This is a genomic window from Caulobacter hibisci, assembly GCF_016135805.1.
In the GTDB taxonomy this organism is placed as follows: Bacteria; Pseudomonadota; Alphaproteobacteria; order Caulobacterales; family Caulobacteraceae; genus Caulobacter; species Caulobacter hibisci.
This window is the reverse complement of record NZ_JADWOX010000001.1, coordinates 18635-37989: the sequence shown is the minus strand read 5'-3', so window position 1 is coordinate 37989 and position 19355 is coordinate 18635. Positions and strand designations below refer to the sequence as shown.

Annotated in this window: 17 protein-coding genes; 12 read left to right on the top strand and 5 right to left on the bottom strand. The window is 69.6% G+C overall.

Going from position 1 to position 19355, the window contains the following annotated elements; genetic code table 11:
• The first annotated feature begins 178 nt into the window (after window positions 1-178).
• From tipF to I4Q42_RS00150, 3 genes are all read left to right on the top strand, one after another.
• Window positions 179-1447 (top strand): flagella assembly cyclic-di-GMP phosphodiesterase TipF, encoded by a 1269-nt coding sequence (tipF, locus tag I4Q42_RS00160; protein WP_198574056.1) that lies wholly within the window; start codon window positions 179-181, stop codon window positions 1445-1447.
• A 134-nt stretch (window positions 1448-1581) separates the two neighbouring features.
• Complete coding sequence (locus I4Q42_RS00155) at window positions 1582-2319, top strand: methylated-DNA--[protein]-cysteine S-methyltransferase (RefSeq protein WP_198574055.1); 738 nt, start codon at window positions 1582-1584, stop codon at window positions 2317-2319.
• On the top strand, window positions 2316-3002 hold the full coding sequence (locus I4Q42_RS00150; RefSeq protein ID WP_198574054.1) for a 2OG-Fe(II) oxygenase: 687 nt from the start codon (window positions 2316-2318) through the stop codon (window positions 3000-3002). The genes I4Q42_RS00155 and I4Q42_RS00150 overlap by 4 nt, the downstream gene beginning before the upstream one ends.
• Before the next feature lie 104 nt (window positions 3003-3106).
• On the opposite strand, the gene I4Q42_RS00145 is transcribed toward I4Q42_RS00150, so the two are convergent.
• Window positions 3107-4411, bottom strand: a complete 1305-nt coding sequence (locus I4Q42_RS00145) for a YadA-like family protein (RefSeq protein ID WP_198574053.1) — start codon at window positions 4409-4411, stop codon at window positions 3107-3109.
• 289 nt (window positions 4412-4700) lie between these two features.
• On the opposite strand from I4Q42_RS00145, the gene I4Q42_RS00140 reads away from it, so the two are divergent.
• The 3 genes from I4Q42_RS00140 to I4Q42_RS00130 are packed head-to-tail and all read left to right on the top strand — an operon-like array spanning window position 4701 to window position 6992.
• Window positions 4701-5561 (top strand): TIGR01459 family HAD-type hydrolase, encoded by an 861-nt coding sequence (locus I4Q42_RS00140; protein WP_198574052.1) that lies wholly within the window; start codon window positions 4701-4703, stop codon window positions 5559-5561.
• Window positions 5562-5616: 55 nt separating this feature from the next.
• The gene (locus I4Q42_RS00135) at window positions 5617-6036 is read left to right on the top strand and encodes a MaoC family dehydratase (protein WP_198574051.1); all 420 of its coding nucleotides are present in this window, start codon (window positions 5617-5619) and stop codon (window positions 6034-6036) included.
• 14 nt (window positions 6037-6050) lie between these two features.
• Window positions 6051-6992: a bifunctional riboflavin kinase/FAD synthetase gene (locus I4Q42_RS00130; protein ID WP_198574606.1), complete on the top strand. Its 942-nt coding sequence runs from the start codon at window positions 6051-6053 to the stop codon at window positions 6990-6992.
• A gap of 170 nt (window positions 6993-7162) precedes the next feature.
• Here the strand turns inward: I4Q42_RS00130 and I4Q42_RS00125 are convergent, their stop codons facing one another.
• On the bottom strand, window positions 7163-8467 hold the full coding sequence (locus I4Q42_RS00125) for an acyl-CoA dehydrogenase family protein (protein ID WP_198574050.1): 1305 nt from the start codon (window positions 8465-8467) through the stop codon (window positions 7163-7165).
• A gap of 168 nt (window positions 8468-8635) precedes the next feature.
• Between I4Q42_RS00125 and I4Q42_RS00120 the strand changes: the two genes are divergently transcribed.
• From I4Q42_RS00120 to I4Q42_RS00110, 3 genes are all read left to right on the top strand, one after another.
• Window positions 8636-9226, top strand: a complete 591-nt coding sequence (locus I4Q42_RS00120) for a GNAT family N-acetyltransferase (RefSeq protein ID WP_198574049.1) — start codon at window positions 8636-8638, stop codon at window positions 9224-9226.
• A 238-nt stretch (window positions 9227-9464) separates the two neighbouring features.
• Window positions 9465-10688: a hypothetical protein gene (locus I4Q42_RS00115; RefSeq protein WP_198574048.1), complete on the top strand. Its 1224-nt coding sequence runs from the start codon at window positions 9465-9467 to the stop codon at window positions 10686-10688.
• A gap of 81 nt (window positions 10689-10769) precedes the next feature.
• Entirely contained in the window at window positions 10770-11972 is a 1203-nt protein-coding gene (locus I4Q42_RS00110) for a hypothetical protein (protein ID WP_198574047.1), read from the top strand.
• Between the two features lie 178 nt (window positions 11973-12150).
• Here I4Q42_RS00110 and I4Q42_RS00105 read toward each other — a convergent pair whose 3' ends face one another.
• Complete coding sequence (locus tag I4Q42_RS00105; protein ID WP_198574046.1) at window positions 12151-12555, bottom strand: VOC family protein; 405 nt, start codon at window positions 12553-12555, stop codon at window positions 12151-12153.
• A 139-nt stretch (window positions 12556-12694) separates the two neighbouring features.
• Here I4Q42_RS00105 and I4Q42_RS00100 point away from each other — a divergent pair, with 139 nt between their 5' ends.
• Complete coding sequence (locus tag I4Q42_RS00100; protein ID WP_198574045.1) at window positions 12695-13912, top strand: hypothetical protein; 1218 nt, start codon at window positions 12695-12697, stop codon at window positions 13910-13912.
• Window positions 13913-14079: 167 nt separating this feature from the next.
• Here I4Q42_RS00100 and mutL read toward each other — a convergent pair whose 3' ends face one another.
• Window positions 14080-16038, bottom strand: a complete 1959-nt coding sequence (gene mutL / locus I4Q42_RS00095) for a DNA mismatch repair endonuclease MutL (protein WP_198574044.1) — start codon at window positions 16036-16038, stop codon at window positions 14080-14082.
• Between the two features lie 129 nt (window positions 16039-16167).
• Between mutL and I4Q42_RS00090 the strand changes: the two genes are divergently transcribed.
• On the top strand, window positions 16168-17172 hold the full coding sequence (locus I4Q42_RS00090) for a TraB/GumN family protein (RefSeq protein WP_332872992.1): 1005 nt from the start codon (window positions 16168-16170) through the stop codon (window positions 17170-17172).
• Window positions 17173-17210: 38 nt separating this feature from the next.
• Window positions 17211-18164 (top strand): TraB/GumN family protein, encoded by a 954-nt coding sequence (locus I4Q42_RS00085; RefSeq protein ID WP_198574043.1) that lies wholly within the window; start codon window positions 17211-17213, stop codon window positions 18162-18164.
• 6 nt (window positions 18165-18170) lie between these two features.
• Here the strand turns inward: I4Q42_RS00085 and I4Q42_RS00080 are convergent, their stop codons facing one another.
• A complete protein-coding gene (locus tag I4Q42_RS00080) occupies window positions 18171-19253 on the bottom strand; it encodes a S1C family serine protease (RefSeq protein ID WP_198574042.1) in 1083 nt (360 codons plus the stop codon).
• Window positions 19254-19355: the final 102 nt, after the last annotated feature.

The following is a 19355-nucleotide window of genomic DNA, read 5'->3' as shown; positions in this document are numbered from 1 at the left end:
TTGCGAACGGTTATCAGCCCTAACCGCCACTGTCGACGAAAGGATGATCCCCGCGAACGCCGGTCTCGAAAAAAATTAACAGGCGATGCGCGGCGTAATGGCCCAGCCGCGTTAATCTATTCGACTCAAGGCCGCAGCGGTTGCATTAATTTTTGCAAGCGATTCGTAGGGACCCGAAATGCGAAGGCTCAAGCTGGCTTTACTGACCGGCGCCTATCTTTGCCTGGCTCTGATCGTCTCCCTGCTGCTGTGGCGCATGGGAGCGACCCCGGCTGTCGGCCTGTCGGCCTTCATCGGGTCACTGGGGCTGTGCTTCGCGTTCCACGCCATCGTCAGCCACGCCTTCGACAACGCCCAGCTCAAGCTGGACATCGAGACGGTGCGCGAGGCCCACGCCATCCTGGTCGAGCAGATCGAGAAGATCGACGCGCGCATGACCACCCTGGTCGAGACCGTCGCCGAGGACGCCGAGAAGCGCTCGGCCGAGCTGACCACCGAGGTCCACCAGCTTGAAGACCTGATGCAGCGCATGAGCGAGCGTCTGGAAAGCCAGCTGACCCACCAGGTCGCCGCCGCCCGCCACGACGCCCGCAGCCGCCCCGTCGCCGCGCCGGTCGATGCGATGCTGGAGATCGTCCAGGACGCCCTGGCCGAGAACCGCGTCGACCTCTACCTGCAGCCGGTCGTCAGCCTGCCGCAGCGCCGCACCGTCTTCTACGAGAGCTTCTCGCGCCTGCGCGACGAGACCGGCCGCGTGATGATGCCCGCCGAATATCTGGCCGTGGCCGAGTCCCAGGGCCTGATGACGGCCATCGACAACCTGCTGCTGTTCCGCTGCGTGCAGATCGTCCGCCGTCTGGCCAAGCAGGACCGCAAGGTCGGGATCTTCTGCAACATCTCGCTGGCCAGCCTGGCCGACGAAAGCTTCTTCCCGCAGTTCCTCGAGTTCCTGCAGGGCCACAAGGACCTGGCCGGCTCGCTGATCTTCGAACTGGGCCAGACCGCCTTCAACCAGCGCGGCCCGGTCGAGGCCCGCCACATGGCCCGCCTGGCCAGCCTGGGCTTCCAGTTCAGCCTCGACAAGGTCGTGGACCTGGACCTCGACTTCCAGGATCTGGCCCGCGCCGACGTCAAGTTCGTCAAGGTCGGCGCCCAGCTGATCCTCGAGCAGCTGGAAGAGCAGGACGGCAAGCTGGTTCTGAGCTCGCTGCCCGACCTCAACGCCGCCGATTTCGCCGCCCTGATGCGCCGCTACGGTGTCGAGGTGATCGCCGAGAAGGTGGAGGCCGAGCGCCAGATCGCCGAGATCCTCGATCTCGATATCGGCTACGGCCAAGGCCACCTGTTCGGCGAGCCGCGGGCCATCCGCGACGCCGTCCTGGCCGAGACCGCCCCGCCGGCCGACTTCGTCCAGGCCCCGCTGCGCCGCCGCGCCGCCAACTGGTAGGGCTCAGCCGCTTCATCGAACGTCCAACCGCCGCCGGATCGCTCCGGCGGCGGTTTTCGTTTGGACCGCAAGCATCGGAATGACGCCCCGATGAGACGGCGCGATGGTGGGCTCAGATCCGAAAGGAGCCCGACATGACCACCGCCTACTCCACCGACACCGCCCGCTGGGCCGCGATCGAGCGCCGCGACCGCGCCGCCGACGGCGCCTTCTTCTGCGGCGTGCGCACCACCGGGATCTATTGCCGCCCCAGCTGTTCGGGGCGCCCGTTGCGCAAGAACGTCGCCTTCTACGACAGCCGCGAGGCCGCCCGGGCGGCGGGCCTGCGCGCCTGCCTGCGCTGCCGGCCCGACGAGCCGATCGAGACCCTGGCCTACGGCTTCGGCGACACCCCGCTGGGCCTAGCCCTGGCCGCGAGCTCGGAAGCCGGCTTGGCCCTGCTGATCCTCGGCCAGGACCGGACCGAGATGCGCGAGGATCTCGCCGCCCGCTTCCCCCGCGCCCGGCTGGTGGAGGACGAAACCGCCGCCACACCAGCCCTCGTCGCCCTGGCCCGCGCGCTCGATAACGGCCGGGCCATCGACCTGCCGCTCGACGAACGCGGCACCGACCTTCAGCGCGCCGTCTGGAAGGCCCTGCGCGACATCCCGGCCGGGACAACGGCCTCCTATGCCGAGGTCGCCCGCGCCATCGGCCGGCCCTTGGCCGTGCGGGCCGTGGCCCAGGCCTGCGGGGCCAATCCCGTCGCCGTGCTGACGCCCTGCCACCGCGTGGTGCGCTCGGACGGCGGCCTGTCGGGCTATCGCTGGGGCGTCGAACGCAAGCAGGCCCTGCTGGCCCGGGAGCGCGCGGCCAAAGAGATCGCGGCGTGAGCCTGGACTGGACGCGCATCGCCGCCGAACTCGACGCCCGCGGCTGGGCGACCACGGGGCCGGTGCTGACGCCGGAAACCTGCGGCCGCCTGGCCGGGCTCTATGCCGAGGAGACGCCGTTCCGCAGCCGCGTGGTCATGGCCCGCCACGGCTTCGGGCGCGGCGAGTACAGGTACTTCGCCTATCCCCTGCCCGAGACGGTGCAGAAACTGCGGACCGGCCTCTATCCGCCGCTGGCGCGCATCGCCAACGGCTGGATGCAGCGCCTGGGCGAGGAGCGCCGCTTTCCGGAAGACCTTCAGGCCATGCTCGACCGCTGCCACGCGGCCGGCCAGACGCGGCCGACGCCCCTGCTGCTGACCTATGGGGCCGGCGACTACAACTGCCTGCACCAGGACCTCTACGGCGAGCACGTCTTTCCGCTGCAGGCCGCCTTCCTGCTGGACCAGCCGGGCCGCGATTTCGAGGGCGGCGAGTTCGTGCTGGTCGAGCAGCGCCCGCGCCAGCAGTCGGCCGCCCAGGTCGTGCCCCTGGCCCAGGGCGAGGGCGTGATCTTCGCCGTGCGCGAGCGGCCGGCCGAGGGGAGCCGGGGCGTCCACCGCCGCATCCTGCGCCACGGCGTCAGCGAAGTGCGGTCTGGCCGGCGGCGCACCCTGGGCGTCATCTTCCACGACGCGACCTGAAGACTGCTCCGCACAAGCGAAAGACCCCGGAGCGAACTCCGGGGCCCTGTCGTTTCACGCCTTCTGCGTGGCTCGCGCTTCTGCGCCGCTGTTAGCGTCTGGAACTACCAGGCGAAGCCGACGCTGCCGCCGCTCATCACGTCGCGGCCGGTGGCCGAGAAGCCGACATTGTAGCTGACGGCGCGGCTGTTGTGCGAATAGCCCACGGCGACCGCGGCCTCGCCGCGATAGCCGCCGACGGCCATCGCCAGGCGGTTGCTCAGGCCCGCGCCCTGGCCGGCGTTGTTGGCGGCCATCATCGACATCGCCGAGCTCATCGCGCCGACGCCGTTCAGACGGTTCGACAGGTCGTTCATGCGGTTGTCGAACTGGGTGACCAGGGTGTCGACGCGCCAGTCGGTGTAGGCGTTGGCCGACGCCAGGGTCTGAGCCGATTTGGTGTCGGTATAGGCGTTGGCCGAGGTCAGGGTCTGGGCCGACTTGGTGTCGGTATAGGTGGTGGCCGTGGCCAGGGTCGCGGTCGCCTTGGTGTCCGTATAGGTGTTGGCCGTCGTCACGGCCGCGGCGGCGGCGGTGTCGGTATAGGTGTTGGCCGAGGCCAGGGTCTGGGCCGACTTGGTGTCGGTGTAGCTGTTGGCCGTGGTCACGGCGGCGGCGGCGGCCGTGTCGGTGTAGGCGTTCGCCGAAGTCAGAGTCGCGGCCGACTTAGTGTCCGTATAGCTGTTGGCCGTGGTGAGAGCGGCGGCGGCGACGGTGTCGGTGTAGCCGTTAGCCGTGGTCACGGCCGCGGCGGCGGCGGTGTCGGCATAGGTGTTGGCGGTCGAGGCGATGCTGGAAATGGCGCCGTCGGTATAGGCGTTGGCGCTCGACAGCGTCGAGGCGCTGTAGCTTTGCAGCTGGCCCAGGTTCACCGCGTCGGTGCTGTTGACGCCGTCCGAGACGTTGGTGATGCGGCGGGTCGAGCTGGCGCTGCCGACCGAGACCGTGTCGGCTTCGTCGGCGACCGAGCCGTAGCCGATGGCGACGCTGTTGTCGCCCGTAGCGTAGGCGTTGGCGCCGAGCACGGTGCTGTATTCGCCGGTGGCCGAGGAATAGTTGCCGACCACGGTCGAATAGGTGCCCGAGGCTTCACCGTGAGCGCCGATCTGGATCGAGCCGTAACCGCTGGCGACCGCGTCGTGACCGATGGCCAGGGCGTGATAGCCGCTGGCGACGGCGCTTTCACCGTAGGCGTTGGAGTAGCCGCCGCTGGCCGTGGCGCCGTCGCCGACGGCGGTCGCCGAACCACCCGTGGCCGTGGCCGTGTTGTCGCTGCTGACGGCGGTTTGAGCGAAGGCGCCTTGAGCGGCGAACAACGAGATCACGACGGCCGAGCAGAACAGAGCCGATTTATTGGAAAGCTTACGCACTACACTAAACTCATTTACTAATCAGGCTCGGAATTCTTCCGCCGCCCCCTGCCGATGAGAAATAGAAGCCAGTTCTTATTGTAGTCTTAACCGCAAAATATTAAATTGAATGAATATATCACGCCGAAATCCGAACGCTGTTACTTATAACTTCGACACAGCACCTATCCACATGGGTCTGTTGATATTCTGGCGAAGCATCACCACATGCGCGAGCGAGGCTGGCCGCCTTCCCAGGCGGACAAGCCGCCATTGACGCTTGGACTCCCGCCCGGTACCCGCCCTGACCATGATCGACTTTCCCGCCGGCCTTTCCGCCCTGACCGACCGCTACGACGTGGTGCTCTGCGACGTGTGGGGCGTGATCCACAACGGCGTGCAAAGCTTCCCCGAGGCCTGCGACGCCCTGGAGCGCTTCAACCGCGACCACGGCCCGGTGGTGCTGATCTCCAACGCCCCGCGCCCGTCCAACGACGTGCTGGCGCAACTGGACGGCCTGAAGGTGCAGCGCGAAGCGTGGAGCGCCTTCGTCACCAGCGGCGACGCCACCCGCTCGCTGCTGGCCGAGCGCGCGCCGGGCAAGGTCTGGAAGATCGGCCCAGAGCGTGACGAGCCGCTCTATGCGGGCCTGAGTCTCGACGGCGCCGGCTGCGAGGACGCCGACTTCATCTGCTGCACCGGCCTGTTCGACGACGAGGCAGAGACGGCTGAAGACTATCGCGACCAACTCAAGGTCGCCGCCGATCGCGGCCTGCTGTTCATCTGCGCCAATCCCGACCGGGTGGTGCAGCGCGGCGACAAGCTGATCTTCTGCGCCGGCGCCCTGGCCGATCTCTATGAGGAGCTGGGCGGCAAGGTGGTGATGGCCGGCAAGCCGTTCGCGGCGATCTACGACCTGGCCCTTGCGGAAGCCGAGCGCCTGAAAGGCGGCCCGGTCGATCGCTCGCGCGTGCTGTGCATCGGCGACGGCGTCATCACCGACGTGCTCGGCGCCGAGAACCAGAAGCTGGCCTGCCTGTTCATCGCCAAGGGCATCCACGGCGAGAAGGCCCTCGGCCCCGACGGCCTGCTATCGCCCGAGGCCGTGACCCAGTTGCTGGCCGCCGAAAGCGTCGGCGCCACCCACGCCGTCGCCGATCTGGTCTGGTGAAGCCGGCCCGTCGCGCTAAAAGACCTGTCCAAGAGCTATAAGAACGCAGGATCGCATGGGTCTCTTTCTCGAGGACTTGAGCGTCGGCCAGACCGCCGAACTCAGCCGCACCGTGGGCGAGGCCGACATCCAGGCCTTCGCCGACGTCACCGGCGACACCAACCCCGTGCACCTCGACACCGACTACGCCGCCACGACCAGCTTCGGCGAGCGCATCGCCCACGGCATGCTGTCGGCCGGCTATATCTCGGCGGCGCTGGGGACCAGCCTACCCGGTCCGGGCGCGGTCTATCTGTCGCAATCGCTGAACTTCAAGCGGCCGGTGCGCATCGGCGACACCGTCGTGGTCAAGGTGGCGGTCACCGCCATCGACGAGGCCAAGGGCCGCGTCACCCTTTCCACCACCTGCATCGTCGGCAAGAAGGCCGTGGTCGACGGCGAGGCCGTGGTCCTGGTTCCGAAGAAGGGCGCCTGAGCATGGATCCGCGCGTGCGCCTGAAGATCGTCCACGGCTGGAAGGACGTAGCGCCCGAGGAAAAGGGCGCGGCCGTGGCCCTGGGCAATTTCGACGGCGTCCATCGCGGCCACCAGCAGGTGATCGCCGAGGCCGCCCGCGCCGCGCGCGAGCTGAAGGTCCCGCTGGGCGTGGTCACGTTCGACCCGCACCCCCGGCGCCTGTTCCGCCCCACCGAGCCGGCCTTCCGGCTGATGACGGTCGAGCAGCAGGCCCGCCTGCTCAGCGATCTGGGCGTCGACTTCCTCTACCTGCTGCCGTTCGACTTCGAGATGGCCACGCTGGACGACCGGGCCTTCGCCGAGCGCGTGCTGCACGACGGCCTGGGCATCCGCCACGTCGCCGTCGGCTTCGACATCTCGTTCGGCAAGGGCCGCACCGGCAGCCCCGACGCCATGAAGGCCTATGGCCAGGAGCTGGGCTTCTCGGTCTCGGTGGCCGAACCGGTGGCCAATCGCGACGGCGAGAAGTTCTCGTCCACCGGCGTGCGCGAGGCCCTGCGGGCCGGCAAGCCGGAAGAGGCCGCCCGGATCCTCGGCCGCCCCTTCGCCATCGAGGGCGTGGTGCGCCGCGGCCAGCAGCTGGGCCGCCAGCTGGGCTTTCCCACCGCCAATGTCGAGATCGTCGACTACGTGGTGCCCAAGCTCGGCGTCTACGCCACCCGCACCCGCCTGCCCGACGGCCGCGTGATCCCGGGCGTCGCCAACCTCGGCAACAACCCGACCACTGGCGAGGTCGAGACGCGGCTGGAGACCTGGCTGTTCGACTTCGACGAGGACCTCTACGGCCAGGTCATCGAAACCCAGCTGATCGCCTTCCTGCGCCCGGAACTGAAGTTCGACAGCATCGAGCTGATGATCGACCAGATCCGCTGCGACGAGACGCAGGCGCGAGCGATCGTGGCGCCGACTTTTTAACCCTTCTCCCCTTGCGGGAGAAGGTGTCGCCGAAAGGCGACGGATGAGGGGTCGCACGAACGAAAAACGCCGCGACAGCTGATCGGCTGTCGCGGCGTCTTACTTTTGAGAGACCCCTCACCCGACCTCCTTCGGAGGCCACCCTCTCCCGCAAGGGGAGAGGGATCAGGTCAGCGAATCCCCGGCACCTGCAGCGCCGCCTCCCGCTCGGCCTTCTGCTTGAAGGCGAGATCCCCGTACTTGCCGTACTCCATCCGCGCGATCGTGCGGCAGTGGACCTCGTCGGGGCCGTCGGCCAGGCGCAGGGTGCGGATGCCGGCATAGAGCTTGGCCAGGCCATAGTCGGTGGTCACCCCGCCGCCGCCGTGGGCCTGGATGGCGTCGTCGATGACCTTCAGGGCGATGCGCGGGGCGGCGACCTTGATCATGGCGATCTCCAGCCTTGCCGCCTTGTTGCCGGCCTTGTCCATCATGTCGGCGGCCTTCAGGCACAGCAGGCGGCACATCTCGATGTCGATGCGGGCCTCGGCGATGCGCTGCTCCCAGACCGAGTGCTCGGAAATGTACTTGCCGAAGGCCTTCCGGGTCATCAGCCGCTTGACCATCTTCTCCAGAGCCACTTCGGCCGCGCCGATGGTGCGCATGCAGTGGTGGATGCGGCCGGGCCCCAGGCGGCCCTGGGCGATCTCGAAGCCGCGGCCTTCGCCCAGGATCAGCCCGTCCTCGACCGGCACGCGCACGTCCCTGAGGATCACCTCGGCATGGCCGTGCGGGGCGTCGTCATAGCCGAACACCGGCAGCATCCGCACCACCTCGACGCCCGGCGCGTCCAGCGGCACCAGCACCTGGCTTTGCTGCTGGTGGGTGGAGGCGGTCGGATCGGTCTTGCCCATGACGATGGCGACCTTGCAGCGCGGATCGCCCACGCCCGAGCTCCACCACTTGCGGCCGTTGATCACGTAGTCGTCGCCGTCGCGCTCGATGCGGGTCTCGATGTTGGTGGCGTCGGAGCTGGCCACGTCCGGCTCGGTCATCAGGAAGGCCGAGCGGATCTGGCCGTTCATCAGCGGCCGCAGCCAGCGCTCCTTCTGCGCCAGCGTGCCGTAGCGCATCAGCACTTCCATGTTGCCGGTGTCGGGCGCCGAGCAGTTGAAGACCTCGGACGCAAAGCCGATCTTGCCCAGTTGTTCGGCGATCAGGCTGTATTCGAGGTTGGTCAGTTGCACGCCCTCGAACGCGAAGCTGTCGTCGACGTGGGTCTGGCCGCTGTGGGGCGGCATGAAGAAGTTCCACAGGCCTTCGGCCTTGGCCTTGACCTTCAGCTCCTCAAGCACCTGGACGACCTTCCAGCGCTGCTCGGCGGGAACGTTCATCTCGGCTTCGTAGGTCGGGATCGCCGGCCGCACATGGTCCTCGATGAAGGCGTTGACGCGATCGAGGAATTCCCGCTGGCGGGGGGAGATGTCGAAGTCCATGGCGTTCCCGATCCCTGGTTCAAACACTTGTTTGAAGATGTTGTAACACCGAGTTTACGGGCGCGGCAAGCGGGTGATGCGGGAGCGTTTTGAACGATCCCGCCGCTTCGACGCCGGATCCTCGCCTGGCGGCTTGTCAGCCGCCCGCTCCTGGCGGAAAACACCGCCATGAACCTGACCATCAAGCCCCTCGAAGGCCGCTACGTCCGGCTGGAACCGATCACCCCGGACCTGCGCGACGAGCTGCGCGGCGCCATCGACTGCGATCCCGAAAGCTGGGAGATCATGTCGGTCAACGGCTGCGGCGAAGGCTTCGAGGACTGGTGGGGCGCCCTGCTGGGCGAGAGCGACCGCGGCGAGCGCGTCGGCTTCGCCATCCGCCGCCTGTCGGACGGCAAGATCGTCGGCACCTCGAGCTATCTGAACATCCGCCGCCTGCACAAGGGCCTGGAGATCGGCTCGACCTTCCTGCATCCCAGCGCCCGCTCGGGCCCGGTGAACCCGGAATCCAAGCGCCTGCTGCTGGGTCACGCCTTCGACGCCGGCGTCATCCGCGTGGAGTTCCTGATCGACGTCCGCAACGCCCGCAGCCAGGCCGCCGTCGAGAAGCTGGGCGCCTCCAAGGAAGGCGTGCTGCGCAGCCACAAGATCACCTGGACCGGCCACGTGCGCGACACCGCCGTGTTCTCGATCACCGACTTCGACTGGCCGGGCGTCAAGCAGCGCCTTGAATTCAGGCTCAGCGAGACGTTCGTCTGAAACCTCCCCCTCTGGGGGAGGCGATCGCATAGCGATCGGTGGGGGGCGTGGCTGAAAAATCGGCCAAGTTCAGCAGCGGCTGAAAACGTCCCCCCTCCGGCCCTACCGGCCACCTCCCCCACAGGGGGAGGATCCTGATGCGTCACCTCGTCGCACTATACCTGCAACTACATGAAAAACCGACGTTATCCTTGATCTGTAAGGATTTCGCCAAGCATTCGCAGGCAAGTTCCCGGTCATGACGGCCATTGCTTGCCTGCGCATCCTGCTCACCGCCGCGGAGACGGCGGGCGCGAGCGTTCCCCCGCCTCAGGTGCAGGCGGCGGCCGACCTCTATCTCAAGCATCGCTGGAAGGCCCCGCGCCGCTACGGCGTCGTCGCGCCCCTGGCCTTCGTGCTGGCCGACAGCAAGTCCGAGCAGCTGAACCCCGAAGAGATGCAGGCCCTGGCCATCGAGCTGGAGACCTCGTTGTTCCCCGGCCGCAAGAGCGGCCAGGTGTGCCTGATGACCTTCGAGGGCGACGAGAACGCCGTCCTGCAGTTCGCCAGCCTGTCACAAGGCGAGCTGGCCGGGCTGATGGCCGGCCGCGGCTATTCCGGCGCGCCGGGCCACGTGCAGGTGATCACCGCCGAGGAGATCCGCGCGGTGCCCAGCGCCCCGACCGCCCCCGGCGCCGAGCCCGCTCCCGCCAAGGCGGCGGCCAAGCCCGCACCGACGCCGGTCCGCCCGATCGCCGCCGCGGCCCCGGCCAAGACCGCCGCCCCGCTGACCACCGGCTGGAACGCCGTCTACCACCTGCCCAGCGAGACCCTGGTCGCCGCCCTGCTGGGCCACAAGGCTGACCTCGACAGGCCGCGCCCGGACGACGACTCGGCCCTGCTGGCCCGCGATCTGACCGGCCTCAACGACGCCCAGTTCGGCTTCCCGACCGTCAAGGACGGCGACGGGGCGCTCTACCTGCCGCTCAGCTTCTGGAACCTGACGACCCCGGCCTCGCAGGAGGCCTACAAGCGCCGGCTGTCGCGCTTCCCGCTCGACCTGCAGCCGCGCCTGGGCGCCAGCATCTACGACACCCCGCGCGAGCCCTCGATGGGCCTGCTGCAGCAGATCCGCGGCTTCCTGCAGGGCTCGTTCGCACACATCGATCTCTGCATCTCCGACCCGAACTTCCCGGTGAACACCCTGCCGGGCGACATCGCCTCCAGCATCTCGCTGGAGCTGCGCGACGACAACGACGCCGAGCGGATCAAGGCCATCGCCCTGTTCGCCTCGCGCCAGTCGATCTATCGCGGCAAGGGCGTGCGCCAGGCGGTGCTGGGCGTGCGCTCGGCCAAGGAGCTGGACGCCTGCCGCGCCGCCGGCCTGCGCTTCGCCGCCGGCCCCGCCGTCAGCGGCCTGCTCGACCGGCCGCCGATCCTGGGCGCCGCGCCGTCCCAGGACCTGCCGCTGAAGGCGGCCTAGCGTTCAGAAACCGGCGTTCGCGACGCTGGGTCGCAGCCGGCCTATAACGCGCGCTAACCGATAGCGCGCAACCTTGGCGTCATGACCGCCATCGCCTGCCTGAAAGTCTTCGCCGGCGAAGACCCCGCCGACACCGAGCGCAACGCCGCCCTGGTGGCCAAGGTCGCTTGCGACTACCTGAAGACCGCCTGGACCGCGCCCCGCCGGCACGGCCAGGTCGCGCCGTTCTCGTTCGTGCTGGCCGATCCCCGCGCCACGCGGCTGGACGCCCGCGAGTTGCAGGCCCTGGCCCGGGCGCTGCAACACAAGCTGTTCGGCGACGACGACACCGGCGAGATCGTCATGCTGATGTTCGAGGGCGACCAGCACGAGGTGATGCGCTTCGCCGGCCTGCCCGCCCGCCAACTGACCCTGCTGCTGGCCGGCGAGGAGGACGCCTCCCTGGCCGGCCGCGTCTGCCGCATCACCCCGCGCGAGGTGCGTTCGGTCATGCCGATGGGCGGACCGGTCGCCGGCACGCCCAGCATGGAGGCGCTGAGCCGCCTGTGCCCCCGCCCGCCGCCGGCCCGCACCACCTGGCGCGGCGTCTACCATTCCGGCCGCCAGCTGTTCGTCGGCAATGTCGCGGTCTGGCGCGAGCCCGGCACGATGGGCAAGGCCTACGAGACCTATGTCGACGGCCTGCGCACGCCGCACGACCTGGCGATCCTGAAGACCGCCATCGCCGCGATCGGCCCCAACACCGGCGTCGCCTACCTGCCGATCAGCTTCTCGGCCGTGCTGAAGCCCGCTCTGCGCGCCGAGCTCGAACGCTGCCTGCGCGCCCTGCCCCGCGACCTGCGCGGGCGGCTGGCGGCGGGCGTCTACGGCGTGCCCCGCGCGCCGTCCTTCGTGGCCCTGGGCCAGCTGAAGGCTTTCCTGGATCCCTATTTCAGCCGGCTGGACCTGCGGGTCAGCGACCCGGCCTTCCAGATCGAGGACCTGCCGCCGGGCCTGGCCGCGAGCATCACCTTCAACCCGGAAGGCGAGGTCGAGGCCAGCCGCGTGGCCGCCATCAGCCGCTTCCTCAAGGACGCCCCGGCCTATCGCCGCCGGCAGGTCTGGCAGGGCGTCAGCGACCTGCGCAGCCCGCGCGAACTGGCCACGGCCCTGGACCTGGGCGCGCCCTTCGTCAGCGGCCCGATGGTCACCGACCTGCTGGAGTCCCCGGCCGCCGTCGCCCCCTACGCCAAGGGCCAGCTGCCGCTCTACGGCTGGACGTCGGCGACCGCCGACGCGGCTTAGCGCGGATTGACCGTTAAAAAGTTGAGCCGATTTTTCACCGAGCATCCCCGCGAAGGCGGGGATCCAAGCCGAGTCTGAAGATGACTCACGGCCGCGCCTCGTCCTGAAAGCCAGCTTGGATCCCCGCCTTCGCGGGGAAACTCGGATCTGGGAGGGCGCGATTGCATGCGCGTCTCGCCTAAGGCGCCGCGAACGTGAACACCACGCTCTGCGCCGAGCGCTCGGCCGGGCCGTGGAACACCGCCTCGATGTTGTTGCCGTCAGGGTCCCACAGGAAGGCGGCATAGTAGCCGGGGTGATAGGGCCGCTCGCCCGGCCCGCCGTTGTCGCGCCCGCCGGCCGCCAGCCCGGCCGCGTGGAAGCGCTCCACGGTCTCGCGATCGGCCGCCATGAAAGCCAGGTGGATGTGCGTCGCGGGCTCTCCGGCGTCGACCCACAGCTCGTCGGCCGACAGGTGATCGCCGGTCTCCTCGTAGGGAACGCCGATCGCGTCCAGCACCGCCCGGTAGAAGCCCTTGGTCGCCTCCAGGTCCCTGGCGCGCAGGTGGACATGGTCGATCAGCCGGCCGCGATGAACTTGCATGGGGATCTCCTTCCCCCTCCTAACGCCCGGGTCTCCGGCGCCGTTTCGGCCCGGAAGGAGCGCTGGGCGAACGGCGTGCGACGTCGGGTCGCGGCGCGCGGGCGCCGGCCGGTAACCTCTACCCTCGATCGTGGCGGGCATGACCGCAGTCGCATGCTTGAAGATCTTCGTCGGGGAGGACCTCCGGTTCGCCGACACCGACGCCATGGCCGCCCTCGTGGCCAAGGTGGCCGGGGCCTACCTCGAAACGACCTGGCTGCATCCACGTCGCTACGGCCTGGTGGCGCCGTTCACCTTCGTCCTGGCCGATCCCCGCGCCACGCGGCTCGACGCGCGCGAACTTCAGGCCATGGCCCGCGACATGCAGCGCAAGCTGTTCGGCGTCGAGGGCGACGGCCAGGTCAGCCTGCTGCTGGTCGAGGGCGACCAGGCCGAGGTCATGCGCTTTGGCGGCATGTCGCTGGAAGCCGTGCGCGCCCTGATCGCGCAGGACGTCTATCCCGACGGCCTGGGCCGGGTCTGCCGGGTCACGCCCGACGGCGTCGTCTCCCTGGCCCCGCCGGGCGGACCGGTGGCCGGCGAACCGCCGATGGAGGCCCTGCCCAAGATCGTCTCGCGCCCCGAACCGACCGGCCCGCTGGGCTTTCGCGGCGTCTACCACCTGCAACGCGAGCTGTTCGTCGGCAGCGTCGTCGTCCATGGCCTGGTCGAGCGCCGGACCTTCGACCAGGAGATCCGCGCCGAGGCCGAGGACGCCGACTCCGCGGCCCTGGCGGCGATCCCCAGCCTGCTGAAGGCCGACGAAGCCGGCGTGATCTTCCTGCCGGTCTGCTTCTCCAGCCTGGTCAAGCCCAGCGGCCGCAACGTCCTGGCGACGGCCCTGGCTGCCCTGCCGAGCTCGGCGCGCGGCCGCCTGGCGGCCGGCATCTATGACACCCCGCGCGTGCCGTCGTTCTCGGCCCTGTCGCAGATCAAGTCGTTCCTGGACCCCTACGTCTCGCGGCTGGACCTGCGGGTGCGCGATCCGGCGTTCCGGGTCGAGGACCTGCCGCCCGACTTCGCCAGCAGCGTCACCCTCGACCTGCCCGAGTCGACGGAAAGCGAGCGGCTGGCGGCTATCGACCGCTTCATGCGCGAGAGCCCGGCCTACCGCCGCAAGCGCATCTGGCAAGGCGTCACCGGCGTCGCCCGCCGCCGCGAACTGCTGGCCTGCGTCGACCACGAGGTGCCGTTCGTCACCGGGCCGGAAGTCACCGACCTCCTCCACGCCCCCGCCGCCGTGTCGCCCTTCGCTCGGCCAATGCTGCCCCTGCACGACTGGCACGACGTGCAGTCGCTGGATCCTCACGCAGCCTAGATCCCTCTCCCCTTGCGGGAGAGGGTGGCCCGCGAAGCGGGTCGGGTGAGGGGTCGAAAGCCCCGTCAGCCGCGACGGCGGAACGGTTGGGCGAGGCGTCAGATATCTGAGAGACCCCTCATCCGACGGCTTCGCCGCCACCTTCTCCCGCAAGGGGAGAAGGAAGACTATCGCCGCCCGAACAGCTTCTCGATGTCCGAGAGCTTCAGCTCCACATAGGTCGGGCGGCCGTGGTTGCACTGGCCCGAATGGGGCGTGGCCTCCATCTCGCGCAGCAGGGCGTTCATCTCGGCGGCGTTGAGGCGGCGACCGGCGCGGACGCTGCCGTGGCAGGCCATGGTCGAGCAGACCTCCTCCAACCGCTCCTTCAGGGCCAGGGCCTGGCCATTCTCGGCCAGGTCGTCGGCGATGTCGCGCACCAGGCCGGCCGCATCGGCCTTGCCCAGCAGGGCCGGCGTCTCGCGCACCAGCACCGCGCCGGGACCGAAGCTCTCCAGGACCAGACCAAGCGAGGAAAGTTCCTCGGCCCGCGCCACGACGCGCTCGGCCTCAGCCGGGTCCAGCTCGACCACCTCGGGCAGCAGCAAGGTCTGGCGAGCGACGCCGCCGGCCTCCATCTCGTGCTTCATCCGCTCATAGACCAGACGCTCATGGGCGGCGTGTTGGTCGACGATGACGACGCCGTCGCGGGTCTGGGCGACGATGTAGGTCTCGTGCACCTGGGCCCGGGCCGCGCCGAGCGGGAAGTCGATCGGGTCGAAGGGCTGGCTCTGAACGTAATCCTGCGAGGGATAGGCCACCGACGGCGGGGCGTCGTAGCCGCCATAGGCCGCCTCGCGCACCGCCTCGGCCACGCCGCCGCCCGCAAAACCACCGCCCAGCGTCTGGTAGGCCTCCTCCGGCCGCGCCTCGTGGCGGGCCGAGACATCCGACAGCCCCGGCAAGTCCATCGGCCGCTGCGTCGGCGGCGTCCAGCCGCCCTCGCGCCAGGCCGAGAAGCCGGCCGGCGAAGGGCCTCCCTGATAGGAATTGGGCTGGTAGCCCGGATAGACGTTCTGCGCGCGGATGCTGTCCAGGGCCTGGGCGGCCGTGGTGGTCGAGGCCCGGTGACCGGCCCCGGCCAGGGCGTGGCGCAGGGCCCCGACGATCAGGCCGCGCACAAGGGCCGGATCTCGGAAACGCACCTCGGCCTTGGCCGGGTGCACGTTGACGTCGACCTCCGAGGTGTCGAGCGTCACGTACAGCGCCGCGCTCGGATGGCGGTCCCGCGCGAGAAAGTCTGCATAGGCCGCGCGCAGGGCGCCTTGCAGCAGCCGGTCGCGCACCGGCCGGCCGTTGACGAACAGGTACTGGTGGGCGGCGTTGCCGCGGTTGTAGGTCGGCAGGCCGGCAAAGCCCGACAGCCGCACGCCGTCGCGGGTCTGGTCGATCTCCAGCGCATTGTCCTGAAAGTCGCGGCCCAGCACCGCGGCCAGGCGCGCCAGACGCCCCTGCGGCCCCGGATGCTCGGGCGGCAGGCGCAGGATGCGGCGGCCGTCGATGTCGAGGGAAAAGCCCACCGACTCGTGGGCCATGGCCTGGCGCTTCAGTTCCTCGGTGATCGCCTGGGCCTCGGCGCGTTCCGACTTCATGAACTTCAGCCGCGCGGGCGTGGCGTAGAACAGGTCGCGCACTTCGATGCGCGTGCCGTTGTCGCCGGCGAAGGCGGCGGGGGCGACGTCGTCGACGCGGCCGCCCTCGACCAGGATCGACCAGGCCTCGCGCTGGCCCTTGGCGCGCGAGCTGATCTGCAACCGCGCCACCGAGCCGATCGACGGCAGGGCCTCGCCCCGGAAGCCCATGGTGTGGATGCGCAGCAGGTCCCACAGGCCCTCGTCGTCGGGGGCGAGCTTGGAAGTCGCGTGGCGCTCGATGGCGACGGGGAGTTCCTCGGCGCTCATGCCGCAGCCGTCGTCGGCGACCAGGATCCGGGTCAGGCCGCCGCCGTGGGCCTCCACCTCGATGCGGGTCGCGCCGGCGTCGATGGCGTTGTCGACCAGCTCCTTGATGGCGCTCGCGGGCCGCTCGACCACCTCGCCGGCGGCGATGCGGTTGACGGTCTCGGGCGGCAGGCGGCGGATCGGCATGGACGGACTTTCGGCGCAGGACGGGCCTGCATTGCGGCGACTTAATTTGACCGCCCCGGTTGAGAACGGTTCAGCTTGCAAGGAACCGCCATTCTAGAACGATTCCGAACAAGCCGAGGACGAGAGATAGTGATCCAGCGCGTCGCCCCCACCCTCGCCCTCGTTCCTGCCGTCGCGGGTTTTCTGCTGGCGCTCTGCGCCGGACCCGTCCTGGCCCAGCAGGCGGTCGACGCCTCCGGGCCGATCACGCTGCAAAGGGTCGATCCCCAGGAGAACCTCGTCGAGGAGCTGATCGTCAACGCCCGCCTGCCCGGGCCGGCCTGGTGGAAGGTCAGCGACGCCGACACCACGATCTACGTGCTGGGCGCTCCGGGCCTGACCCCGTCGGGCCTGACCTACGACGACTCTGTCATCAAGCGCCGACTGGAAGGCGCCGACCGGCTGATCATGGGCCAGGAGGCCGATATCAGCGTCGTCCGCATGATCGCCCTGGTGATGGGCGGCCGAAGCTATTTCCTGTCCGAGCAGCCGATGCGCGAGACCCTGCCGCCCGAACTGCGCGCACGATTGGACGCGCGCCTGGCCGCGACCAAAGCCGGCTCCGACTACGACAAGGTCAAGCCCGCCTTCGCCGGCTTCATGCTGGCCAAGGCGCCGGGCGGCAGCCTGTCGATCTCCAAAAGCGTCACCGACGAGATCCGCGACATGGCCAAGGAACTGCCGCAGGACAAGCGGCCGCGCATCCAGAACCTTTCCGGCTACAGCCTGGTGGACGCCATCAAGGCCCTGGGCTCGCTGCCCCAGCCCTTGCAGGAGCTTTGCCTCGACGCGGGCCTGCGCGAGGCCGAGAGCGGCCAGGGCGGGGTCAAGCAGATCGCCGAGCGCTGGGCGACCGGCGACGTGCGGGCCGTGGTCTCGGCCGATCGCGGCTTCCAGCGCTGCCTGGCCTCGACCCCCTCGATCGCCCGCGAGCTGCGCGACGGCCGCGACGATGCGGTGAAAGCCATCGAGTCGGCCCTGAAGAAGCCGGGAAAATCCGTCGCCGTCATCGAACTGCGGTCGCTGCTGGCGCAGGACGGCGTCCTCGACCAGCTGCGGGCCAAGGGCCTGAAGGTTTCCACGCCGGACGAGTGACGGCGGGCGGACCCGACGGCCAACAAGGGGGAACATCCGTGCGAAGACTGATCCTGGCCTTGGCCGGCCTGACGGCGCTGGCCGCGCCCTTCACAGCCCAGGCGCAAGCCCCGGCCATCGACGATCCCGAGGCCAATGTCGTCGAGGAACTGGTGGTCAACGCCAAGCTGCCCGGCCCGGCCTGGTGGAAGGTCAGCGACGGCGACACCACGATCTACATCATGGGCATACACGGCGCGGTTCCCAAGGGCATGACCTGGGACACCTCGGTGCTCGAGCGGCGGCTCGACGGCGCCTTCGTTCTGCTGACCCCCGCCATCGCCAAGGCGGGGGTGACAGACCTGCCGGCCTTGCTGTCGATGCGCGGCAAGCTGAAGGCCGACCGGCCGCTCGACGAGGTCGCGCCGGACCTGGCTCCGCGCATGGCCAGGGCCTGGGCGGCAACGGGCCGCACCGACGACGACTGGAAGGACTGGAAGCCGCTCGGGGCGGGACTGATGCTGCTGGGCGCCTCGCGCAAGACGAGCGGCCTGACCAGCTCCGAGCCCGACCGCACGATCGAGAGGTTGGCCCGCAAGCACAAAGTCAAGGCGCGACGAGCCGCTGTCTACAAGGCCGTGCCGATGATCAAGGGCCTGGTGAAGCAGCATTCGGAGGCCGCGGGCCTGACCTGCCTGGAGGGCGCCATCAGCGAGGTCGAGGCAGGTCCCGAACCGTTGCGCCGGGCCGCCAACGCCTGGGCGCAGGGCGACGTGCGCTCGGCTGTCTACGCCCCGCGCGAAAGCCGGCGCTGCATCATGGCCCTGCCCGGCATGGCCGACGACTTCCGCAAGATGTCCGACGCACAGGTCGATGCGGTCGCCGACGCGATGAAGACGCCGGGCAAGGCGGTGGCGGTGTTCTCGCTGCGCGGCCTGGTCGCCGAAGACGGGGTGCTGGAGCAGTTGAAGGCCCGCGGCTTCAAGGTGACGACGCCCGACGGCGTGAACTAGCCGTCCCTAGCCGCCCTTGCGCCTCAGTCTCGGCGTGATCGTCGTGGTCATCAGCCGCCCCTCGCGGATCAGCACGAAGGACGTGGCCACGTCGATGCAGGCGTGGTCGAGCACGCGCAGCATGTCGTCCAGGCCGGTCAGCGGCCGCTCGCCGGCCCTGACCAGCAGGTCGCCGGCCTTGACCCCGGCCTTGGCGGCCGGACCGCCCGGATCGGCCTGGGCGACGAACACCGCATAGGCCTGGGTGACGCCGGTCGAGCGCGCCAGCAGCGGCGGCACCGGGGCCTGCTGGGCGACGACGCCGATCGAGGCGCGGCGCACCTGGCCGTGCTCCAGCAGCTCGCCGATCACGAAGCGGGCGGTGTTGGCGGCCACGGCGAAGCACAGGCCCGGATAGCCGGCGATGACGGCGGTGGCGACGCCGATCACCTCGCCGTTCGAGGCCACCAGCGGTCCGCCGCTGTTGCCGGGATTGAGGGCCGCGTCGGTCTGGATCAGGTCCTCGATCAGCCGGCCGCGCTCGCCGCGCAAGGACCGGCCCAGCGCCGAGACCACGCCGGTGGTCACCGTCGCCTCGAAGCCCAGCGGCGCGCCGATGGCGATGACCAGCTGGCCGCGCCGCAGGGCCTTGGAATCGCCCAGCCGCACCGGCGCCAGGTCGACGGCCTGGTCGATCTTCAGCAGGGCCAGGTCGGTGTCGGGATCGTCGCCGATGCAGCGCGCCGTCAGGCTGCGGCCGTCGGCGGTGATGGCCACGAAGCGGCGCGCGCCCTGCACCACGTGGCTGTTGGTCAGCAGGACGCCGCCCTCGGCCACCACGAAGCCCGAGCCCACGCCCTGCAGGTGCGAATCCTCCAGCATCGGGTGGATGCGCACGACGCTGGGGCCGACGCTTTCGACGGCCCGGACCACGGCGTTGCTGTAGGCGTCCAGCAGGTCGGTCTCGTCGACGCGGGTCGGACGGGGCGCCGGCGGCGTTCCGGCGTCGAACACCAGCTGGGCCTCGGCCGGATAGGCCAGGATCTCCCGCGCCCGCATCGGACGCGGACGCCGCGCCCTCGCGAACAGATCGTACTTCCGCGCCTTCATGCCCCGCCCCCACGGGCGGCGACCGCCCGGGGCAAAGGCTAACGACGACGACGTTCGCCGATCAAGCCTCGCTTAGCGCACCGAGGCCGGATCGCCCCTATC

What these genes read in the sequence shown, in the direction of transcription:
- tipF (WP_198574056.1), top strand. Translation starts at nt 179, where the DNA reads ATGCGAAGGCTCAAGCTGGCTTTACTGACCGGCGCCTATCTTTGCCTG.
- I4Q42_RS00155 (WP_198574055.1), top strand. Translation starts at nt 1,582, where the DNA reads ATGACCACCGCCTACTCCACCGACACCGCCCGCTGGGCCGCGATCGAG.
- I4Q42_RS00140 (WP_198574052.1), top strand. Translation starts at nt 4,701, where the DNA reads ATGATCGACTTTCCCGCCGGCCTTTCCGCCCTGACCGACCGCTACGAC.
- I4Q42_RS00135 (WP_198574051.1), top strand. Translation starts at nt 5,617, where the DNA reads ATGGGTCTCTTTCTCGAGGACTTGAGCGTCGGCCAGACCGCCGAACTC.
- I4Q42_RS00125 (WP_198574050.1), bottom strand. Translation starts at nt 8,467, where the DNA reads ATGGACTTCGACATCTCCCCCCGCCAGCGGGAATTCCTCGATCGCGTC.
- I4Q42_RS00120 (WP_198574049.1), top strand. Translation starts at nt 8,636, where the DNA reads ATGAACCTGACCATCAAGCCCCTCGAAGGCCGCTACGTCCGGCTGGAA.
- I4Q42_RS00115 (WP_198574048.1), top strand. Translation starts at nt 9,465, where the DNA reads ATGACGGCCATTGCTTGCCTGCGCATCCTGCTCACCGCCGCGGAGACG.
- I4Q42_RS00110 (WP_198574047.1), top strand. Translation starts at nt 10,770, where the DNA reads ATGACCGCCATCGCCTGCCTGAAAGTCTTCGCCGGCGAAGACCCCGCC.
- I4Q42_RS00105 (WP_198574046.1), bottom strand. Translation starts at nt 12,555, where the DNA reads ATGCAAGTTCATCGCGGCCGGCTGATCGACCATGTCCACCTGCGCGCC.
- I4Q42_RS00100 (WP_198574045.1), top strand. Translation starts at nt 12,695, where the DNA reads ATGACCGCAGTCGCATGCTTGAAGATCTTCGTCGGGGAGGACCTCCGG.
- mutL (WP_198574044.1), bottom strand. Translation starts at nt 16,038, where the DNA reads ATGCCGATCCGCCGCCTGCCGCCCGAGACCGTCAACCGCATCGCCGCC.
- I4Q42_RS00080 (WP_198574042.1), bottom strand. Translation starts at nt 19,253, where the DNA reads ATGAAGGCGCGGAAGTACGATCTGTTCGCGAGGGCGCGGCGTCCGCGT.